Source organism: Streptomyces sp. NPDC093149 (genome assembly GCF_044754145.1).
GTDB lineage: Bacteria > Actinomycetota > Actinomycetes > Streptomycetales > Streptomycetaceae > Streptomyces.
Map to the genome: position 1 here is coordinate 527,873 of NZ_JBIVON010000001.1, position 18,784 is coordinate 546,656.

General features: G+C 69.8%; 19 protein-coding genes. 10 read left to right on the forward strand and 9 right to left on the reverse strand.

Going from position 1 to position 18,784, the window contains the following annotated elements; genetic code table 11:
- Nucleotides 1-14 precede the first annotated feature (14 nt).
- Both ACIQCZ_RS02630 and ACIQCZ_RS02635 read right to left on the reverse strand, forming a co-directional pair.
- Complete coding sequence (locus ACIQCZ_RS02630) at nt 15-1,916, reverse strand: hypothetical protein (protein ID WP_402278933.1); 1,902 nt, start codon at nt 1,914-1,916, stop codon at nt 15-17.
- Nucleotides 1,917-1,933: 17 nt separating this feature from the next.
- Entirely contained in the window at nt 1,934-2,785 is an 852-nt protein-coding gene (locus tag ACIQCZ_RS02635; RefSeq protein ID WP_402278935.1) for a hypothetical protein, read from the reverse strand.
- A gap of 58 nt (nt 2,786-2,843) precedes the next feature.
- Here ACIQCZ_RS02635 and ACIQCZ_RS02640 point away from each other — a divergent pair, with 58 nt between their 5' ends.
- The 5 genes from ACIQCZ_RS02640 to glmM all read left to right on the forward strand — a co-directional run bounded on the left by ACIQCZ_RS02640 (nt 2,844) and on the right by glmM (nt 8,287).
- On the forward strand, nt 2,844-4,472 hold the full coding sequence (locus ACIQCZ_RS02640) for an ABC-F family ATP-binding cassette domain-containing protein (RefSeq protein ID WP_402280193.1): 1,629 nt from the start codon (nt 2,844-2,846) through the stop codon (nt 4,470-4,472).
- Nucleotides 4,473-4,561: 89 nt separating this feature from the next.
- Nucleotides 4,562-5,452: a hypothetical protein gene (locus ACIQCZ_RS02645; protein WP_402278937.1), complete on the forward strand. Its 891-nt coding sequence runs from the start codon at nt 4,562-4,564 to the stop codon at nt 5,450-5,452.
- Nucleotides 5,453-5,730: 278 nt separating this feature from the next.
- Nucleotides 5,731-6,174, forward strand: coding sequence for a 50S ribosomal protein L13 (gene rplM, locus ACIQCZ_RS02650; protein ID WP_351078008.1), 444 nt, complete (start codon nt 5,731-5,733; stop codon nt 6,172-6,174).
- 44 nt (nt 6,175-6,218) lie between these two features.
- Complete coding sequence (rpsI, locus tag ACIQCZ_RS02655; protein ID WP_351078005.1) at nt 6,219-6,746, forward strand: 30S ribosomal protein S9; 528 nt, start codon at nt 6,219-6,221, stop codon at nt 6,744-6,746.
- Between the two features lie 182 nt (nt 6,747-6,928).
- The gene (gene glmM, locus ACIQCZ_RS02660; protein WP_402278940.1) at nt 6,929-8,287 is read left to right on the forward strand and encodes a phosphoglucosamine mutase; all 1,359 of its coding nucleotides are present in this window, start codon (nt 6,929-6,931) and stop codon (nt 8,285-8,287) included.
- Between the two features lie 181 nt (nt 8,288-8,468).
- Here the strand turns inward: glmM and ACIQCZ_RS02665 are convergent, their stop codons facing one another.
- From ACIQCZ_RS02665 to ACIQCZ_RS02690, 6 genes are all read right to left on the reverse strand, one after another.
- On the reverse strand, nt 8,469-9,425 hold the full coding sequence (locus ACIQCZ_RS02665) for a DUF389 domain-containing protein (RefSeq protein WP_402278942.1): 957 nt from the start codon (nt 9,423-9,425) through the stop codon (nt 8,469-8,471).
- Between the two features lie 46 nt (nt 9,426-9,471).
- Nucleotides 9,472-10,467, reverse strand: a complete 996-nt coding sequence (coaA, locus tag ACIQCZ_RS02670) for a type I pantothenate kinase (protein WP_351077997.1) — start codon at nt 10,465-10,467, stop codon at nt 9,472-9,474.
- A 192-nt stretch (nt 10,468-10,659) separates the two neighbouring features.
- A complete protein-coding gene (locus ACIQCZ_RS02675) occupies nt 10,660-11,619 on the reverse strand; it encodes a CU044_5270 family protein (protein WP_402278944.1) in 960 nt (319 codons plus the stop codon).
- Nucleotides 11,607-12,203, reverse strand: a complete 597-nt coding sequence (locus ACIQCZ_RS02680) for an RNA polymerase sigma factor (RefSeq protein ID WP_402278946.1) — start codon at nt 12,201-12,203, stop codon at nt 11,607-11,609. The genes ACIQCZ_RS02675 and ACIQCZ_RS02680 overlap by 13 nt, the downstream gene beginning before the upstream one ends.
- 177 nt (nt 12,204-12,380) lie before the next feature.
- The gene (locus ACIQCZ_RS02685; protein ID WP_402278948.1) at nt 12,381-13,283 is read right to left on the reverse strand and encodes a helix-turn-helix domain-containing protein; all 903 of its coding nucleotides are present in this window, start codon (nt 13,281-13,283) and stop codon (nt 12,381-12,383) included.
- Nucleotides 13,284-13,586: 303 nt separating this feature from the next.
- Nucleotides 13,587-14,006 carry an ATP-binding protein gene (locus tag ACIQCZ_RS02690; RefSeq protein ID WP_402278950.1) on the reverse strand — a complete coding sequence of 140 codons (420 nt, stop codon included), beginning with the start codon at nt 14,004-14,006 and terminating at the stop codon, nt 13,587-13,589.
- Nucleotides 14,007-14,150: 144 nt separating this feature from the next.
- Here ACIQCZ_RS02690 and ACIQCZ_RS02695 point away from each other — a divergent pair, with 144 nt between their 5' ends.
- Genes ACIQCZ_RS02695 through ACIQCZ_RS02705 form a run of 3 tightly spaced genes read left to right on the forward strand, consistent with a single transcriptional unit; the run spans nt 14,151 to nt 15,428 of the window.
- Nucleotides 14,151-15,023 (forward strand): helix-turn-helix domain-containing protein, encoded by an 873-nt coding sequence (locus ACIQCZ_RS02695; protein WP_402278952.1) that lies wholly within the window; start codon nt 14,151-14,153, stop codon nt 15,021-15,023.
- On the forward strand, nt 15,020-15,229 hold the full coding sequence (locus tag ACIQCZ_RS02700; RefSeq protein WP_402278954.1) for a DUF397 domain-containing protein: 210 nt from the start codon (nt 15,020-15,022) through the stop codon (nt 15,227-15,229). Before ACIQCZ_RS02695 ends, ACIQCZ_RS02700 begins: the two co-directional genes overlap by 4 nt.
- 16 nt (nt 15,230-15,245) lie before the next feature.
- A complete protein-coding gene (locus tag ACIQCZ_RS02705; protein WP_402278956.1) occupies nt 15,246-15,428 on the forward strand; it encodes a DUF397 domain-containing protein in 183 nt (60 codons plus the stop codon).
- A gap of 86 nt (nt 15,429-15,514) precedes the next feature.
- Here ACIQCZ_RS02705 and ACIQCZ_RS02710 read toward each other — a convergent pair whose 3' ends face one another.
- A complete protein-coding gene (locus ACIQCZ_RS02710; RefSeq protein ID WP_402278958.1) occupies nt 15,515-16,969 on the reverse strand; it encodes an ATP-binding protein in 1,455 nt (484 codons plus the stop codon).
- Between the two features lie 315 nt (nt 16,970-17,284).
- Here ACIQCZ_RS02710 and ACIQCZ_RS02715 point away from each other — a divergent pair, with 315 nt between their 5' ends.
- Both ACIQCZ_RS02715 and lanA read left to right on the forward strand, forming a co-directional pair.
- Nucleotides 17,285-18,112 (forward strand): alpha/beta fold hydrolase, encoded by an 828-nt coding sequence (locus ACIQCZ_RS02715; protein WP_402278960.1) that lies wholly within the window; start codon nt 17,285-17,287, stop codon nt 18,110-18,112.
- A 498-nt stretch (nt 18,113-18,610) separates the two neighbouring features.
- A complete protein-coding gene (gene lanA / locus ACIQCZ_RS02720) occupies nt 18,611-18,769 on the forward strand; it encodes an SCO0268 family class II lanthipeptide (RefSeq protein WP_376284049.1) in 159 nt (52 codons plus the stop codon).
- Nucleotides 18,770-18,784: the final 15 nt, after the last annotated feature.

The window sequence follows — 18,784 nt, forward strand, 5'->3', positions numbered from 1 at the left end:
GGTGTGGTCCCCGCTCACTCCGGGGCTGTCGCGGCTCCACCGTGCGTCCGGCGCCGCTGCCGCCAGGCCCCCGTCAGGCGGCCCGCCAGGAACAGGGCCGCGAGCGTGGGCAGCGTCGCGCGGAGCGGGCCGATGTCCGGGGCAGACCAGGCGTGGACCGTGGCCGCGGTGAACAGCAGCAGGCCCAGGACGCGGAGCAGCCACCAACGCGGCGGGCGGGGTTCGTGGCTTCCCGGGGCCGGCGGGTGTTCGCCGTCCTGGGCGGTCATCGTGGAGCGCATGCCGGACAGCAGACCGCGGCGGGCGAGGACCCTGGCGTCGGGGAGGGTGTCGAGGACCTCCTGGCGGTCGCCGAAGCCCGGGGGCAGCGGGGGCAGGGACAGGGCCGCCAGAAGGTCCGACTGGTGGCGGGCCGGGTTGCCGGTGGAGCGGAGGATGTGCGTCAGCGGGCGGTGGTCCTGGAGGGCGAAGGCGCGGGAGAGGGCTTCGGCCGTGGCGGTGACCGCGGTGTGATCGGGGGCCGGGGACGCGGCGTTCCACTCGTGGGTGGCCAGGGGCCTGCCCTTGAGGAACAGGGTGAGCCCGCAGCGTTCGGGTGTGCGGCGCAGGACCAGCGTGGGCCACTTCTCACCGGTGGTGAAGTTGTCCGCCGCCCTGGTCAGCGGGTCCTCCGTGGAGAGGACCGAGCGTTTGGCGGGCCGGGCTTCCGCGACGGCCTCGACGTAGGTGTGCGTGGCGGTCGCCGGGGCGGTGCGGAGCGAGACGCCGCACATCAGGGCCGTCTGCGCCACCTCGGCCGGGCGGGCGGCCGCTATCGCGACCGCGCACGGGGCGCCCGGTGTCCAGGCGGGGGCGGCCGCGGTGGCGGTACGGGACCGCGGGGGACGGCCGAAGAACGGGGTCCTGGTCGCCACATGGATCCGGACGCCCGAGCGGGTGTCCAGGAACTCCTGGCGCGGGTCGTCGCCGAAGTACGCCCAGGGGAATCCGGTGGCGTGGACGCCGATGCTGCGGAAGACCTCCAGTGCCTCGTCCCAGCGCTCCGTACGCAGCAGCATCAGGGCCAGGTGGTTTCGGAAGCCCGCCGCTTCGCGGCTGCCCGGTCCGTACGCGGCGGAGAGGTCCAGGGCGCGGGTGATCGCCGCCGTGACACGGGGCTCGTACGGGTCGGGGCCGGCCGGTGCGGCGGGGGCGGCGATCACGTACTCCAGCGCCGCGCTCAGCGGCAGCGCGTGCAGCTTCGAACCGGGCGGGGCCGTGTCGGCCGCGCTCTCGGCGAAGCCGAACATCTCCTCGTGCGAGCCCGACCACTTCGCGCACCGGTACCGGAGCGCCTCGGCGTGGCATCCGTAGTGGTGCGGGTCGCGTGCCAGGGCCTGGGCCCAGTAGTCGTCGAAGACGTGGCGCGGGGCCTGGCTGCCCCTGGCGTGGGTCAGGGCGATGCGCCACGGCACGGGGTCGGCGGGGTTGAGTCCGGCGGCCCTGCCGATCACCGGCGCCGCGTCCTCCAGCAGCGCGAAGAAGGCCTGGAACCGGTCGCGCGGGACATGCCCGGCGCGCTGTGCCGTACGCATCTCCCAGGCCCGGTCGATACAGAGGTCCGCCTTGATCAGGGCCGCGTCCGGGTCCTCGGGGGATCCGGCCAGCCAGGCGTCCAGCCAGCCGGGGTTGTGCAGGGCAGCTGCGGCGAGCCGGGACACGTAACCGTCCCGCAGCTCCCACTGGGCGTGCGCACGGGTCGCGGCGAGCAGCTCGCGCGCGGGGCCGTGGTCGCCCTCGGCGGCCGAGGTCAGGGCGGTGCGGAGCGCGGCGTCCGGGGCTTCGAGGACCACGGCCTCGTCCGGGGGCAGGTCGGCGCCGATGGCCGCGCCATGGCGCAGCACGCGGGGGAGGGTGAGGAGGAACGGAAGGCGCACGGGATCCCCGGGCCGTGTCAGCCGGCGGGTGCGGTGGCCGCCGCGGAGGCCTGGAGCTCGCCCCGGTACCGGATCTGACGGAACGTGAAGTTCGTCAGGTCGTCGCCGGTGGCGTAGACGTTCTTGTCCGCCGTGGTGACGTTCTTGCCGCTGGTGTACCCGGTGATGGCGAAGTAGGCGTAGCGGCCGTAGGAGTTGGCGGTACGGCGGCACACCGATCCGGGGGGACAGAAGGCCGGGACACCCGCGCCGCTCAGGGGCGCGATGCTGCCGCTGGACTGCTGGGCCGCCCTCTTGGCCTGTGCCTCCGTCCCGAAGACCGCGAGGCCGACGGTGACGGCGACGCCGTCCTTGCTGTACGTGGCCCGGATGACCTGGTCGCAGCCGTTGCCGGTGAGGATCGAGCCGAGCGCGCCCTTGGTGGTCGCGGCGCAGCTCTTCGTCTGCTGCGTCGCGCCCTTGACATAGACACGGTCGCCCATCGTCAGTTTCTTGCCGGGGAAGAACGCGTCGGCGGTGATCGGCGCCTTGTCCTTCCTGGCGTCGGATATGTAGTCCTTCGGGTCGGGCGGGGGCGGCGGTGCCACCGAGGAGAAGGACGGCTCGGGCTCGGCGGTGTCGTTCGGCAGGTCGGACGGTGCCGGGAGCTCGCTCGCGTGCTTGCCGGAGTTGGTGGAGTTGTTCTTGTTGGTCGAGATGACCGCGGTGGCCACGATCGCGCCGACCGCGGCGGTGGCGAGCACGCCTCCGCCGATCAGCAGCCACTTCTTGCGGCGGTTGCGCGCGGCGGACTCGTCGGCCAGCGCTGCCCAGTCCGGAGTCTGTGTGCCTCCGGGCCCCCAGGAGGGCCCCCCTTGCCCAAAGCTCATGCGGCGAATCCTAGACGCAACGTAAACCGGTTGGGCCAGGGCTTCGCGGCCCGTGACAATGCTGTGCATGGGACATCTTGAAGCGGGCCATCTGGAGTACTACCTACCGGACGGGCGGGTGCTGCTCGGCGATGCTTCGTTCCGGGTCGCGGACGGGGCGGTGGTCGCCCTCGTGGGGGCGAACGGTGCCGGGAAGACGACGCTGCTGAAACTGCTCGCCGGGGAGCTCCAGCCGCACGGCGGCTCCGTGTCGGTGAGCGGCGGGCTCGGGGTGATGCAGCAGTTCGTGGGCTCCGTGCGGGACGAGCGCACGGTCCGGGACCTGCTGGTCTCCGTCGCCCAGCCCCGTATCCGGGAGGCCGCCCTGGCCGTCGACAAGGCGGAGGAACTGATCCTCACCGTCGACGACGAGGCCGCGCAGATGAAGTACGCGCAGGCCCTGAGCGACTGGGCGGAGGCCCGCGGGTACGAGGCCGAGACCGTCTGGGACATGTGCACCATGGCCGCGCTCGGTGTCCCGTACGAGAAGGCGCAGTGGCGTGAGGTGCGCACACTGTCCGGCGGTGAGCAGAAGCGGCTGGTGCTGGAGGCGCTGCTGCGCGGGCCGGACGAGGTGCTGCTGCTCGACGAGCCGGACAACTACCTCGACGTTCCCGGGAAGCGGTGGCTGGAGGAGAGGCTGAAGGAGACCCGCAAGACGGTCCTCTTCGTCTCCCACGACCGGGAGCTGCTGTCCAGGGCGGCCGAGAAGATCGTCAGTGTCGAGCCGAGCCCGGCGGGCAGCGACGTGTGGGTGCACGGCGCCGGCTTCGACACCTACCACCAGGCCCGCAAGGACCGGTTCGCCCGGTTCGAGGAGCTGCTGCGGCGCTGGGAGGAGGAGCACGCCCGGCTGAAGGCGCTGGTCCACCGGCTGCGGCAGCAGGCGGCGATCAGCCCCGACATGGCGTCCCGCTATCGCGCGATGCAGACCCGCTTCAAGAAGTTCGAGGACGCCGGGCCCCCGCCGGAGCCGCCGCGCGAGCAGGACATCAGGATGCGGCTGCGCGGCGGGCGGACCGGTGTGCGGGCGGTGACCTGCAAGGGCCTGGAGCTCACCGGGCTGATGAAACCCTTCGACCTGGAGATCTTCTACGGGGAGCGGGTGGCCGTCCTCGGCTCGAACGGTTCGGGGAAGTCGCACTTCCTGCGGCTGCTCGCGGGCGAGCCGGTGGCGCACACGGGGGAGTGGAAGCTCGGGGCGCGCGTCGTACCGGGTCACTTCGCCCAGACGCACGCCCATCCCGAGCTGCTGGGCCACACACTCGTCGAGATCCTGTGGACCGAGCACGCCAAGGACCGGGGCGGTGCGATGTCCGTGCTGCGGCGCTACGAGCTGGAGCGGCAGGGCGACCAGCCGTTCGAGAAGCTGTCCGGCGGGCAGCAGGCGCGGTTCCAGATCCTGCTCCTGGAACTGGCCGGCACGACCGCGCTGCTGCTGGACGAGCCGACGGACAACCTGGACCTGGAGTCGGCGGAGGCCCTGCAGGACGGGCTGGAGGCGTACGAGGGGACGGTGATGGCCGTCACGCACGACCGGTGGTTCGCGAAGTCCTTCGACCGGTACCTCGTGTTCGGCTCGGACGGTGTCGTGCGCGAGACGACGGAGCCGGTGTGGGACGAGCGGAGGGTGGAGCGGGTGCGGTAGGGCGGGGCACCCGAGTCGGCGCTCACCCGTCCGGGTGAGCGCTCCGTGAAGGGCCCGCACGTCCGACGTCGCGTCCCTAGCGTGGCCGCATGGTCAGCTCATCACACGAGGCGATGCACCGGATCTTCCAGGAGGATCCCGGAGTCTTCGCACGGACCTTCCGCACGCTGGGGCTCCCCTTTCCGGAACCTGTCGCGGTGTCCCTCATGCCCACCGATCTCACCGAGATCCAGCCGCTCGAAAGACGGGTGGACACCTTGCTGCGGATCGACGCGGCCGGGGGCGACAGCTACCTGCTGGCCGTGGAGGCGCAGGGCAAGAAGGACCGGGGCAAACCCGGCAGCTGGGCCTACTACGTGGCCCACCTCTACGCGAAGTACCGGCTTCCGCCGCTGCTCCTGGTGACGTGCCAGGACAGGTCGACGGCGGAGTGGGCGGCGGAGACGGTGGTCATCGGTCCCACGGCATGGCCGACGCTGTCGCTGCGCCCGTTGGTGCTCGGGCCGCACAACGTCCCCGTCTTCACCGACGTGGACGCCGCCGCCAGGGACATTCCCCTCGCCACGCTCTCGGCCATCACACATGGTAAGGATCCGAATGCCGGTGCCATACTGAAGGCGCTGGCTGCCGCTCTGCAGACCGTTGACGAAGACACGGCGATGATTTTCGCCGAACTCACCGAACTCGGCCTGGGCTCCGCTCCGGCCTCACAGATCTGGAGGGATCTGATGTCTGTCGACCTCTCTTTCTTCCGCTCGGAGACGTCCCAGCGTCTGCGTTCCGAGGGGCGTGCCGAGGGGCGTGCCGAGGGGCGTGCCGAGGACATTCTGCGGATTCTTTCCAAGCGGGGGATCGCGGTGTCGGAGCAGGTGCGTGAGCGGGTTGTCTCGTGTTCCGATCTGGATGTGCTGGGCGAGTGGCTGGACCGGTCGTTGACGGCCGAGGTCGGCGAGGACCTGTTCGTGGCGACGAAGGCCTGATCCCGGGGCGCCTGAACCCGGGCTCCCGGCTCCCGAAACCCCGGCAGGGCCGGGGTTCGGGGGCTGTTTTGACCCGCGCGGGGGAGCGACGGTATTCTTCTGGTTTGTTATGCGTATTGGCTTGGTCGTTCTCACGCGAGGGGCCCTTACGCCGGTCCACCGGGCCGATGACCAGCGGCAGGTACTCGGGTTGCGTCCCCGCAGCGCCGCCAAGGCTGGTGTGATCGTCCGGGTGGCCTTGTCAGGACTCACTCACTGAAGAAGCGAAGGCTACGACCGTGCGTACGTACAGCCCCAAGCCCGGCGATGTGACGCGCCAGTGGCACATCATCGACGCGCAGGACATCGTCCTGGGCCGTCTGGCCACCACGGCTGCGAACCTCCTCCGCGGCAAGCACAAGGCGATTTACGCCCCCCACATGGACATGGGCGACTTCGTCATCATCATCAACGCCGAGAAGGTTCACCTCTCCGGCAACAAGAAGACCCAGAAGATGGCGTACCGCCACTCCGGGTTCCCGGGTGGTCTCCGCTCCGTCCGCTACGACGAGCTGCTCGACAAGAACCCCGAGAAGGCTGTCGAGAAGGCCATCAAGGGCATGATCCCCAAGAACAGCCTGGGCCGTCAGATGCTCTCGAAGCTCAAGGTCTACGCGGGCGACCAGCACCCGCACGCTGCTCAGCAGCCGGTCCCGTTCGAGATCACCCAGGTCGCGCAGTAGTTCCGGCCTCCCCCTAAGACCAAAAGAAAGATCTGAGGAGAATCGTGGCCGAGACCACTGTTGAGAACCCCGTCGAGGGCGTCGAGGGCGAAGAGGTTTTCGCCGAGGTGACCACCTTCGAGTCCGAGGTTCCCGTCGAGGGCGAGTACACCAGCGAGTCGCTGGCGTCCCGCTTCGGCGACCCGCAGCCCGCCGCCGGCCTTGGCCGTCGGAAGAACGCCATCGCCCGCGTCCGGATCGTTCCGGGCACCGGCAAGTGGAAGATCAACGGTCGCACCCTTGAGGACTACTTCCCCAACAAGGTGCACCAGCAGGAAGTCAACGAGCCCTTCAAGGTGCTCGAGCTCGACAACCGCTACGACGTCATCGCCCGCATCTCGGGCGGCGGCGTCTCGGGTCAGGCCGGTGCCCTGCGCCTCGGCGTGGCCCGTGCGCTGAACGAGGCGGACGTCGACAACAACCGCCCGACGCTGAAGAAGGCCGGCTTCCTCTCCCGCGACGACCGTGCGGTCGAGCGCAAGAAGGCCGGTCTCAAGAAGGCCCGTAAGGCCCCGCAGTACAGCAAGCGCTAAACCGCCTGCTCATCTGCTTTACACGTTCGCCCCGGCGGCACACCTCGTGCTTGCCGGGGCGTTCGTTTATCGGCACGCTCGGGCGTATAACGGCATAAGACGTTCATAGGCCTGCATACACAGCGGCGCGTTGTGTTGCTTTGGTTTGGTTTGCGGTTTCGGAGCATCTTCGGAGGACACCAGTGGGACGACTCTTCGGCACGGACGGTGTGCGCGGTGTCGCCAACGCGGACCTGACGGCTGAGCTCGCGCTCGGCCTGTCGGTCGCTGCGGCGCATGTGCTCGCCGAGGCGGGCACCTTTGAGGGGCATCGGCCGACAGCCGTGGTGGGGCGTGACCCACGTGCGTCCGGAGAGTTCCTGGAGGCCGCCGTCGTGGCAGGCCTGGCCAGTGCGGGCGTGGACGTCCTGCGGGTCGGTGTGCTGCCCACCCCCGCGGTGGCGCACCTCACCGGCGCGCTGGGCGCCGACCTCGGAGTGATGCTCTCCGCCAGCCACAACGCCATGCCGGACAACGGTGTCAAATTCTTCGCCCGCGGCGGCCACAAGCTCGCCGACGAGCTGGAGGACCGGATCGAGACGGTCTACGAGCAGCACCGCACCGGTGAGCCCTGGACGCGTCCGACGGGCGCCGGGGTGGGCCGGGTCACCGACTACGCCGAGGGCTTCGACCGCTACGTCGCCCACCTCGTCGCCGTCCTGCCGAACCGGCTCGACGGTCTGAAGGTCGTCCTCGACGAGGCGCACGGCGCCGCCGCCCGGGTCTCGCCCGAGGCGTTCACGCGAGCGGGTGCCGAGGTCGTCACGATCGGTGCCGAACCGGACGGTCTGAATATCAACGACGGCTGCGGCTCCACGCACCTGGACCTCCTGAAGGCCGCCGTCGTCGAGCACGGCGCCGACCTCGGCATCGCACACGACGGCGACGCCGACCGCTGCCTCGCCGTGGACGCCACGGGCGAGGAGGTCGACGGAGACCAGATCCTGGCCGTGCTCGCCCTCGCCATGCGTGAGGCCGGGCACCTGCGCAAGGACACCGTGGTCGGCACGGTCATGTCCAACCTCGGCTTCAAGATCGCGATGGAGCGGGAGGGCATCCGGCTCGTCCAGACCGCCGTCGGCGACCGTTACGTACTGGAGTCGATGAAGGCCGAGGGCTACGCGCTGGGCGGCGAGCAGTCCGGCCATGTCATCGTCCTGGATCACGCCACGACCGGCGACGGCACGCTGACCGGTCTGCTGCTGGCGGCCCGCGTCGCCGCGACCGGCCGTACGCTCGCGGAGCTGGCCGGGGTCATGCAGCGCCTGCCGCAGCTGCTGATCAACGTCCCCGATGTCGACAAGTCCCGGGTGGACACCTCTCCGGAGCTGGCCGCGGCGGTCGCCGAGGCCGAGCGCGAGCTGGGCTCCACCGGGCGCGTACTGCTGCGCCAGTCGGGTACGGAGCCGCTGGTACGGGTCATGGTCGAGGCGGCCGACATCGAACAGGCACGCGCGGTCGCCGGGCGGCTGGCCGACGTGGTGAAGTCCGCGCTCGGTTAGGGCCTCTCGTTTCGGTCCTGCCGGGCTCCGGGTGAGCCCGGCAGGATCCGAGCGAAAGCCCCTGGGGGCCTCTCCGGTGGAGCACGGCCGAGGCCGGTGCGCCCCGTCCGGCCCTGATCCGGCGGCGGGACTCCCGTCCGTTCGCCGACCGGGCCCGCCGGTGCCGACCGGGTCGTCCGCGCTACTCGCCCGATGCGTTCGTCACATAGCCCGTCCGGCGGCGGTGTGCCGCCCACAGGGCCTTCTGGAGCAGCAGCGTCAGTGTCCCCGCGACCACGATTCCGCCGAGGTTCGCCAGCAGCTGGGCCGCCGAGCCCCACATCTGGCCGTAGTCGGTGTAGCTGAACGCCACCGCCGCGTTGGCCGCCGCCGGCACCGTCGTCACGGAGATCGCGACCCCGATCAGCGCCCCGGACTTCGCCGAGGTGAGCGAGAGCGTTCCGGCGATCCCGGCCAGGAACGCCACCACGAACGACAGCGGGTCCGGCTTCCAGATGAACGAGGTATTGGGACGGTCCGCCTCGACCATCGCGCGGGTGAACAGCCCGAAGGCGTCCATCAGCCAGGCGAACCCGGCGGTCAGTATCATCGCGACGGCGAAGCCGCCGATCAGCGCCACCAACGACCGCCACACCAGCCGCGGGGCGCGCTGCACCAGAGCCGTGGAGATCCCGGCCAGCGGCCCGAACTCCGGGCCGACCGCCATGGCGCCCACGATCAGGATCGCGTTGTCGAGCATCACACCGCAGGCCGCCAGCATCGTCGCGACCGCGAGGAACGACACGTAGGTGACGCTGAAGGTCGACTCCTCATGGGTCGCCTCCGTCAGCTCCTCCCACAGCACCGCGTCCGCGCCCTCGCCCGGCGCCGCCGCCTCCGCCTCGTCGGCGTGCGCGGAGAGTGTCAGGTCCATGTTTTCGACGGTGATCGACCCCGACTTGTCGATACCGAGGCCGCGCAGTGCGGAGATCAGCACGTCGCCCGCCTCACGGGCCACGTCGCACAGCACCACGTCGCCCGCCGGGTTCCGGGCGACCCCGGACATCACCACGAGATGCGTCGTCCCGACGGTGGTCTCCACCAGGTGCACCACCTCGTCCGTACGGTCGGCGGGGACGATCAGGCGCAGGTGCAGCACGCGGACACTCCTGGAGGGGTTCGACGTCTCGGAGCCTGTCGGGCTCTCAGAGCTTGCGCAGGGACAGCCGCTGGACCTTGTGGTCCGGACCCTTGCGCAGTACCAGGGTGGCACGGCCCCGGGTGGGCGCGACATTCTCCACCAGGTTGGGCTTGTTGATGGTCCGCCACATCGTCGCCGCGTACTCCATGGCCTCCTCCTCGGAGACCTGGGTGTACTTGCGGAAGTACGAGAACGGGTTCTGGAACGCCGTCTCGCGCAGCTTCCGGAACCGGTTGAGATACCAGGCCTCGATGTCCTCGGTCCGTGCGTCCACGTACACGCTGAAGTCGAAGTAGTCGGCCAGCCCCACCCTGGTCCGCCCGTCCTTGCCGGGCAGCGCGGGCTGGAGCACGTTCAGCCCCTCGACGATCAGGATGTCGGGGCGGCGCACGGTGAGCCGCTCACCCGGCACGATGTCGTAGATCAGATGCGAGTAGACGGGCGCCGTCACCTCGTCCTTGCCGGCCTTGATGTCGGCGACGAAACGCGTCAGCGCCCGGCGGTCGTACGACTCGGGGAACCCCTTGCGCGACATCAGCCCGCGCGCCTTCAGCTCGTTCATCGGCAGCAGGAAGCCGTCCGTGGTGACGAGTTCCACCCGGGGATGTTCGGGCCAGCGGGCCAGCAGCGCCTGGAGGATACGGGCACTGGTGGACTTGCCGACCGCGACACTGCCCGCGACCCCTATGACGAACGGGGTGCCGCGCTGCGCCCCGTGGCCGTTGCCCGCGTCCCCGAGGAAGGTGTTCAGGGCGCCGCGCAGGCCCGAGGTGGCCTGGACATAGAGGTTGAGGAGCCGGGAGAGCGGCAGGTAGACGTCCCGGACCTCGTCGAGGTCGATCACGTCCCCGAGCCCGCGCAGCTGCTCCACCTCGTCGGCGGTCAGCGGCAACGGCGTCTTGTCGCGCAGGGCGCTCCATTCGGCGCGCGACAGATCGACGTACGGCGTCGCCGCATGCTCGGCACGGCGGTGGGTGCTTCGTGGCGGCGAAGTGATCACATGTTCATTGTTGCGGGAGTTCGAACGGAGCGGGGGGTGGGCTCGGTCACGTGGGGTACGGCGGGCAGGAGGCGGGGCCCGGTGTCCGCACCCCTGTGGCGGACACCGGACCCGGTTCCCGGACGCGCTCCCACGTCCGTGCTCGGCTCCCGGGCTCGGCGCCCGGCTCCCGGGTTCGAGCTCCCGGTCGTGTCAGGGCTTCTCACCCTCGGCGTCGACGACGGCGGCCTCGACCCGGGCTTCGCTCAGCGTGATCTGACCGGCCTTGAATTTCTCCGGCGGCAGTTTGAGCTGGAACGTGTAGTCCTCGGTGACCACGAACCGCAGTCCGGCGTAACCGAAGGTGGTCGGGTCGATGAGGATCTCGCGTTGCTGGTGCGTGCCGTCCTCCTCCCGGGTGATGGCGATGACCTCGCGCCCGGCCGCGTCCTTCACCAGGTGGTCGGTGACGCGCACCCCGGGGACGGTGGCCAGCGCCCGGTAGACGCGGGCCAGGGCGCGGGGCGCGATCGGGTAGGCCTGGATGAACAGCCCCATCGCGCGGAAGCTGTGCACGGCCTCGGGCTCGGGCAGGCTCTCGGGGGGGTGGCCCGTCGGATAGAACGAACGGACCTTCGCCAGGAGACGGGCCGGATCGTCGGGCAGTTCGTTGGCGGCGCGGTAGACCTGGAGGGACGTGCGGTAGTCGTCGTCCTTCCCGTTCCTGGCCGCGGCGGAGTTGTCGTACGGGACCCAGTTGTCGGAGTCGTGCGAGAAGCTGCCCTCGGGCAGGTTGTCCAGCTGGGCCGTCGCCGTCTTCGTGTAGATCCACTGGTCGTCGCGCGGTTCCGGGGCGGCCCGCTGCTTCTCCAGTGCGTCGGCGGCCCGGTTCAGCACCTCGGCGGGGCTGTCCAGCCGCAGGGTGCCGGTCGTCGAGGCGGGTCCGGAGCGGTCGGGGGCGGCGGCGTCGACGAGCTGGGTGCCGAGCACGGCCGCCACGGTGATCGCCGCTGCCGCGCCGAACGCGGCGACCCGCCAGTCTGCCTTCAGCCGGCGGGCACGGCGGCCCGAGGCGATGGTCTCCGTGAGCCGTCGCCGGCCCGGGGCGAGTGCGGAACGGTCCGGAACGGGTGCGTCGGCGCGCAGCTCGCGCAGCGTGGTCATTTCGTCCATGACGGGGTCAGCTCCATGGCGTCGGGCGTGAACGAGGGATCCAGGCTGAGCGCTTCACGTACCTTGCGGCGGGCGCGATTGAGTCGCGACCGTACGGTGCCGAGAGGGATGCCGAGCGCCTCGGCGACCTCCTGGTATCCGAGGTCGGCCCACGCGACGAGCAGCAGCACATGGCGGTCCCCGGGAGACAGCGCGGCGAGTGCCCCGGCCAGCGGCCCCTGCGCGGAGATCCGGTCGTCGCAGCGGTCGCTCCAGGAAGCGGCCACCGGGTCCTGCCCGGTACGGGCCAGAGCCCGCAGCCCCCTCTCCTCACTGCGCCGCTGCTTGCCGATGAGATTCGCGGCGATGCCGTACAGCCAGGGGCGGGCGCCGCGGCGCGCGCGGTCGTAACGGCGCCGGGAGCGGAACGCGATGAGGAAGGTCTCCGCCGTGATGTCGTCCGCCGCGCCCTCCCCGAGGCGGCGGACGGCATAGCGGTGGATGTCGGGCGCGTGGCGGTCGTAGAGCTCGGCGAAGATCTCGGGCTGCTCCAGCGACTGCGCGACGAGCTCGGCGTCGTCGGGGCTGGCCGGCGGTCCGGTCACATCGGCTCCTGTGGACTCGGTGGGTGAGCGTGTCACCTCTTGTTCCCCGCAGGGCACGGAAAGGTTCGCACGTGACGCGGTGCCCGGGTCCGGTGCGACGGGGGGAGGAAGGCGTGCCGCCGCCGCTGCAGCCGACCCCGGCCCAGGGTGTCGCCGTCCACGCCAACTGGCCCGTGGCTATTCCAGGAGCGACAGCCTGCTCTCGCAGTCGCGGCAGTTTCCGGGGGTGGGGGAGCGGAAGGCGCGGTCGCAGTGGTTGCAGTTCTGGAGCGGGGTGGGCTGGTAGGTGGGGGTGGTCGGCGGCGGGAGGAGGTGGGTGAGGCGGTGGCGGAGGAGTTTGGCGGGGTGCTTGAGGGGGTGGGGGAGGTTGGTGGTGAGTGCGTGGCGGAGGGCGGTGGGTGTGGAGCCGCGTTCGAACCAGGTGGCGACGGCGGGGGCGAGGGTGTGGATGTCCCGTTCTGCCAGGGTGAGTTGGGGGGTGCTGCGGTGGAGGTCGGTGAGGAGGGCGAGGGCGGCTTGGTGGCGTTGGGGGAGGGGGGTGTCGGGTTGGGGGAGCGGTGGGGGTGGGGGCTTGGGCGCGGTGGGGGCGGGGACGTGGGGTGGCTGCTCGGGTCGCGGGGGTACGAGGGCTGCGGATACCGGAGCCGGATCCGGAGCCGGGTGGATGGGCTTGGGGCGTCGTCTGGGCACGGGGACGGGGCGGGCCTTGCTGGAGCCCGGCTGGTTGTAGGAGCAGGTGCGGGTGATGACGCGGCCGTCGGGGAGGCGTTCGCGGGTGCGTTTGAGGTAGCCGTGGGCTTCCAGTTCGCGCAATGCGGCGGCGATGCGGGCTTCGCTTTCCGGGAAGCGCTCGGTGAGGGTTTTGATCCCGACCCCCGCCCCGGTGGGCAGCGACTGGATGTGGGTGGCGAGGCCGATCGCGAGGAGGGAGAGCTCGCGGTGCTGGGCGAGGTGGTTGCCGACCACGGTGAAGCGGCTGGTGTGGCGGGAGTTGATGTGCATGACACCGGATGGCGGCGTGGTGTCCCCGGAAACGGGGGACGGGGTGCGCGAGGGCGCGCTAACCTGCTGGGTATCCATCGGGAAGCTTTTCTCTTCCTCGCTGGTCAGGCCCTCGATCGGGATTCCGAGTCCCGGCCGGGGGCCGACGCATGTCTGGGGTTGCGAGGGCGAGCATATGCCTGCCAACCGGGCGGAAAGCCAGTCGAGTTGGTGATCTCACCCGTGTGGGTGACGGGGCCTCGGGTGTGCTCCTGCGTGAAGCCGGGGTAGGAGTTGGGGTTGGGTTGGGAGGGTTCTTTCTCTCCAAAGCCTTGAAAGCCTTTTATGTCGGGGCCCGCCAGGTCGCGGTTCACCGGGACGTGGCCCACCGGGTCGCGACTGTCACGATCCGGTGAGGGCTACCTCCGCCCAGACGGTCTTGCGCGGGAAGGGGCCGACCTGCACGCCCCACCGGATGGCGATCGCCTCGACGAGCAACAGCCCGCGCCCCACCTCGGATTCGCAGTTCCGCTCCGGGAGGCGGGGCAGCATGTCCCCGCGAGCGTCGGCGACCTCGATACGGAGCGTGTCCCCGGTGACGGTCAGCATGATGCAGAAGTCCCGCCCCGGCACGTACCCGTGCAGCGCGGCGTTGGACGCCAACTCGGCGATGACATGCCCGGCGTCGTCCGGCGGCAGTCCCCAGGACCGGAGTTGCTCGGTCGCGAGGAGCCTGGCGAGTCGGGCACCCCGGCGGGTGGCGGAGAGCTGCACGGCGAACTGTCCGCTGCGGGCACGCGGTTGGGTGATTTCGTGGTTCACGTCACTCAGCGTGGCTGCAGATGCCTACTCTGAACAGCAATGACGTGCGTACGGACAGTGACTGTCCAGTGGTTGTACGGGTCTGTCCATCCGGTACGGCGTCCAACGCGAAACGGTGCGGGCACGGGTGGAGGCGGGTGTCGTATGGCGGACGAGGACAACCGGGGCAACGGAGACAACACTGCGGACGGCCCTGACTGGGAGTTCGACGTCGAGGACGACTCGGGCGCGGTGATCGCGGCGGTCGGCCGGCAGATCCGGTTGTGGCGTGAGGCGGCCGGCCTGCGTGCGGCGGACCTGGGCGCTGCGATCGGCTACGGGGAGAACCAGGTCTACAAGGTGGAAGCCGGGAAACGCATTCCCAAGCCGGAGTTCCTGGACAAGGCGGACAAGGCCCTGGGCGCGGGCGGCAAGATCGCCGCGATGAAGCAGGACGTGGCGGAGGCGCGATACCCGAAGAAGGTCCGTGACTTGGCGAAGCTGGAGGCGAATGCGGTCGAGATGGGCGCTTACACCAGCGAGGTCGTGCACGGCCTGCTCCAGACCGAAGAGTACGCGCGCGCCCTGTACAAGGAGCGACGCCCGGCGTACGTCGAGGATCAGGTGGATCGCTTGGTCGCTGCGCGCATGGCCCGCCAATCGGTCTTCGAACGACGCCCTGCTCCGCTGCTGACATTCGTCCAGGAAGAGGCATCGCTGAGACGGCCGATCGGGGGCAAGATGGTGTTGCGGAGGCAGCTCGAACACCTGCTGGAACTGAGCACGTTGAGGCATGTCGCGATCCAGGTCATGCCGACGGATACGGAGGAGCATGCGGGACTCGCCGGCTCGCATCGAGTGCTTAAGCTGAGTGACGGAACGGCTGTGGGGCACAACGAGGTTCAGCTCACCAGTCGACTGATCACCGATCCCAAGGAAGTCCAGATCCTTGAGATGCGGTACGGCCTGGTCCGAGCCCAGGCGCTGACGCCTCGGCTCTCAAGGGCCTTCATCGAGAAACTGCTGGGAGAGACATGAGTGCCAAGCCCTCGGTAGGAAGCATTTCCGGGCTGACGTGGTTCAAGAGCAGTTACAGCAGCAATGACGGCCCAGACTGCGTCGAGGTGGCGGGGACCGCGAGCAGGATCCACGTACGCGACTCCAAGAACCTGCCGGGCGGCCCCCAACTCGGTTTCACGCCCTCGGCGTGGGAAGACTTCGTGACGTACGCGTCGGGAAGCTGACCCACCGGGGAGACGTATGGACACCGAACTGACCTGGTTCAAGAGCAGCTACAGCACCAACGACGGCCCCGCATGTGTCGAGGTCGCGGAGACCGCAAGCACGATCCACGTACGCGACTCCAAGAACGTCCCCGGCCCGCACCTCGGCTTCGCGCCGCGAGCCTGGGCGGAGTTCGTCACGTACGCCTCCGGCAGCTGACTGCCGCGCCGACCAACGCCCACCCCGTTCCCGGTCGTCCTGGGGGCGGGGCGGTCACGGTGCCGGCGACTTGACTGCCGCCGCTGTCACCGCCACGCCGCCAGCACGTCTTCGGGACCCCAGTGCGCGGCCAGCTCCTCCGCTACCGCACCCGTCGGCGGCCTTCGGCTGACTGCGATCAGGGCCGCGCCCTCCGCGCCCGGCACCTGTTGCGCCGCCGATGCCAGTTCCGTCAGATCCCGTGCACCGAAGGGTGTCTCGTTACGCCACTTCACTGATCCGACGAAGAAGACACGACGTGCCACGGGCTGCGCGTCCGCGCCGACGAGGTCGATCTCCGGGTTGTTCCGGCGGTTCCACCAGCCGCCCACCTCGGTCGCCTCGGGGAACAGGCCGCCGGGCACTGCGCGGGCCAGTGCCTCCCTGATCACCGGCTCCACCGCACGGCCTCGCCAGGACGGCCACGACCGCTGGATCCGGGCGGCCGACACGTCCCCTCTGCCTCTCTCCGCCTGCGCGACGGCGTTTTCCAGATGTGCCAGCCAGAAGCGCAGGTAGGTGTCGGCGATCCGGTAGCGCTTGAGCTTCGGGGCGGGCCGGGTGGACAGCGGAAGGTCCGCGGCCACGATCTTCTTCGAATCGGTGAGTTCGGCCAGTATCGGGGCGAGAGTGCCGTGCGCCAGCGGATGTCCGTCGGCGCCTCCGGTGCTTGCGGCGATGCCCGAGAACGTCCGCTCGCCGGAACCGATCGCCCGCAACACTCGGCCGGCCTGCAGACGCGCGGGGAACTCGGCCGCGAGGGAACGTTCCCCCGTCGTCAGCAGCACCGACGAAGGGTTCTCCACCTGGCGTGTCAGATAGTCGGCCACCGACTCACCGGTCCGCCAGTCGGTCACGACCTCGGGGAAGCCTCCGGTGACCAGGTACGCGTCCAGCGCGTCCGCGGCATCGAGCGCGGTGGAGTCCTGTACGTCCGCAGGGTTGAGCGGCCCCACGGTGTACTGGCCCGCACGCCCGTAGAAGGGATGCTCGTACGACGTCAGCCGGTCCATCATCGCGAGATCGGAGCCGAGGATCAGCAAGAGCACGGGCTTCGCGGACAAGTGCATGTCCCAGGCGGTTTTGAGCGCCGCGTCGAATCCGGCGTCGGCCTCGGCCAGCCAGGGGACCTCGTCCAGCACGAGAACGACCGGCTCGTCCGCGGGTAGCGCCGCAGCCACCGCGGTGAGCGTCCGGACCCAGTCCTCAGGAGCGGCTGCCTGTCCCAGGGCTGCCCCGTATTCCCTCATGCCGTGCCCCCCGGCGACCGCGTCGAAGAGCGCCCGCCGAGCCAGTGGTGCGGGCTGGCCGCGGGTCGCCTGGAAGAACACGTACGGCAATGCCGACCTGGCGCAGAACTCCTGCACCAGCCGAGTCTTGCCGATCCGTCGCCGGCCCTTGATCACCAGAGCCTGCCCCGCGCTGCCGCCCGAAGCCGCCCTGACTTTGTCCAGCCAGGATTCGAGGATGCGCAACTCGCGACTGCGTCCGGTGAAGGCCATCAGCATCTCCTTGAAGTAGGAGTCCCATGAAGTAGGAGCGGCTCAAAGTATGCGGGGTTCCTACTTTATAGCTCCTCGCCAGACGCTGCCCCTGTGGAATCGACCCCAGGAGCGCCGGCCTCCCGCCGGTCACCGGCGAGCCCGACGGCTTTGGATCCCGGTTCATGAGTTCGCTGTCGTGGGCGTCTGAAGGTTGTGGCGCGGACGCCCGTTCCCGCCGAGCGGCCGCTGCAGGACCGCGGTTCGGATTGCGGCCCCGGTGTCCGCCCGCACCCTGGAACGGGGGCCCACAGCACACCCGAGAGGACAGCACGCATGCCCACGGTGATCACACGCGACGGTGTCGACATCTTCTACAAGGACTGGGGCCGAGGCCGCCCCGTCGTCTTCATCCACGGCTGGCCCCTGAACGGGGACGCCTGGCAGGACCAGCTCAAGGTGGTCGCGGACAACGGGTTCCGCGGCATCGCCCACGACCGGCGTGGTCACGGCCGCTCCACCCCGGTCTGGGACGGCTACGACTTCGACACCTTCGCCGACGACCTCGACGACCTGGTCACCCAACTGGACCTGCGGGACGTCACCCTGGTCGCGCACTCGATGGGCGGCGGCGAACTCGCCCGCTACATCGGCCGGCACGGAACCGGCCGGATCAGGTCCGCGGTGCTGCTCTCGGCGATCACTCCGCTGATGCTCCAGGGCCCCGACAACCCCGAGGGCGTGCCGCAGTCCGTCTTCGACGACATCAAACGGGGCATCCTCACCGAGCGCTCGCAGTTCTGGAAGGACGCGGCGGTGGGCTTCTTCAGCGCCGACCGCGACGGCAGCAGGGCCACCCAGGGCAACAAGGACGCCTTCTGGCACATGGGCATGGCCGAGACCATCGAGGGAGGCGTCGCGTGCGTCGACGCCTTCGCGGCCACGGACTTCCATGAGGACCTGAAGAAGTTCGACATCCCCACGCTCGTCGTGCACGGCGACGACGACCAGATCGTTCCCATCGACGCCACGGGCCGCAAGTCCGCCCGGCTCATCCAGGGCGCGACCCTCAAGGTCTATGAGGGAGGCTCCCACGGCCTCGCCCTCGTCCCCGGTGACAAGGAGAAGTTCAACGGGGACCTCCTGGAGTTCCTCAAGCGCTGAACCACCGAATGTCCTCAAGCGCTGAACCACCGGATGTCCTCACGCGCTGAATCACCGGATGTCCGGGTGCGCGGCAGGTTCGCCGAATCCATCGGCAATCTTTTCGAGTTCTGTCGATATGCAGTGAAGCGTGGCGGCGGCAAGGGTCACATCACGCCGAATATGCGGCGAGCCGTGCGGAGCGGCCGGATGCTGACGGGTGGGACCCTGCCACGCAGTGATTTCGGGCGCCGAAGTCCGCTCGGGGCGTAGATCGCGTGGCGCGGGCGGCAGGAGAAGCTTCTGTTCACGGGGGCGGATTCCGTCGTTCCGAGCGCACGAGGGCCCGTACTGCCCCGTTCTTGTCGCCTGGACGGGGCCGTTTCGTCGTTCTTCCGGTTGGCTGAAAACGGGCTCCCCGATCAGTGGTGCCGCAGTGAAAAGTGAGCACGAGAGAGCCGAACAGGCACTCAGGTATTCCAATCATTTGTTCGCTTCACTGACCCTTTGGGGGTACACATGCGCACCGAAATGATTCTCGCCAACGACGTCTCCGCCGACCTGGACCTCGACCTCCGCATCTCGGAGGTGTCCGACGAGACCCAGGAGTTCGGCGCCGGTACGTACTCCTCGCCGAGCAGCTACGCGATCGGCACCCGTTGTCCGATCTGCTGCTGACGCGGCACATGCGTC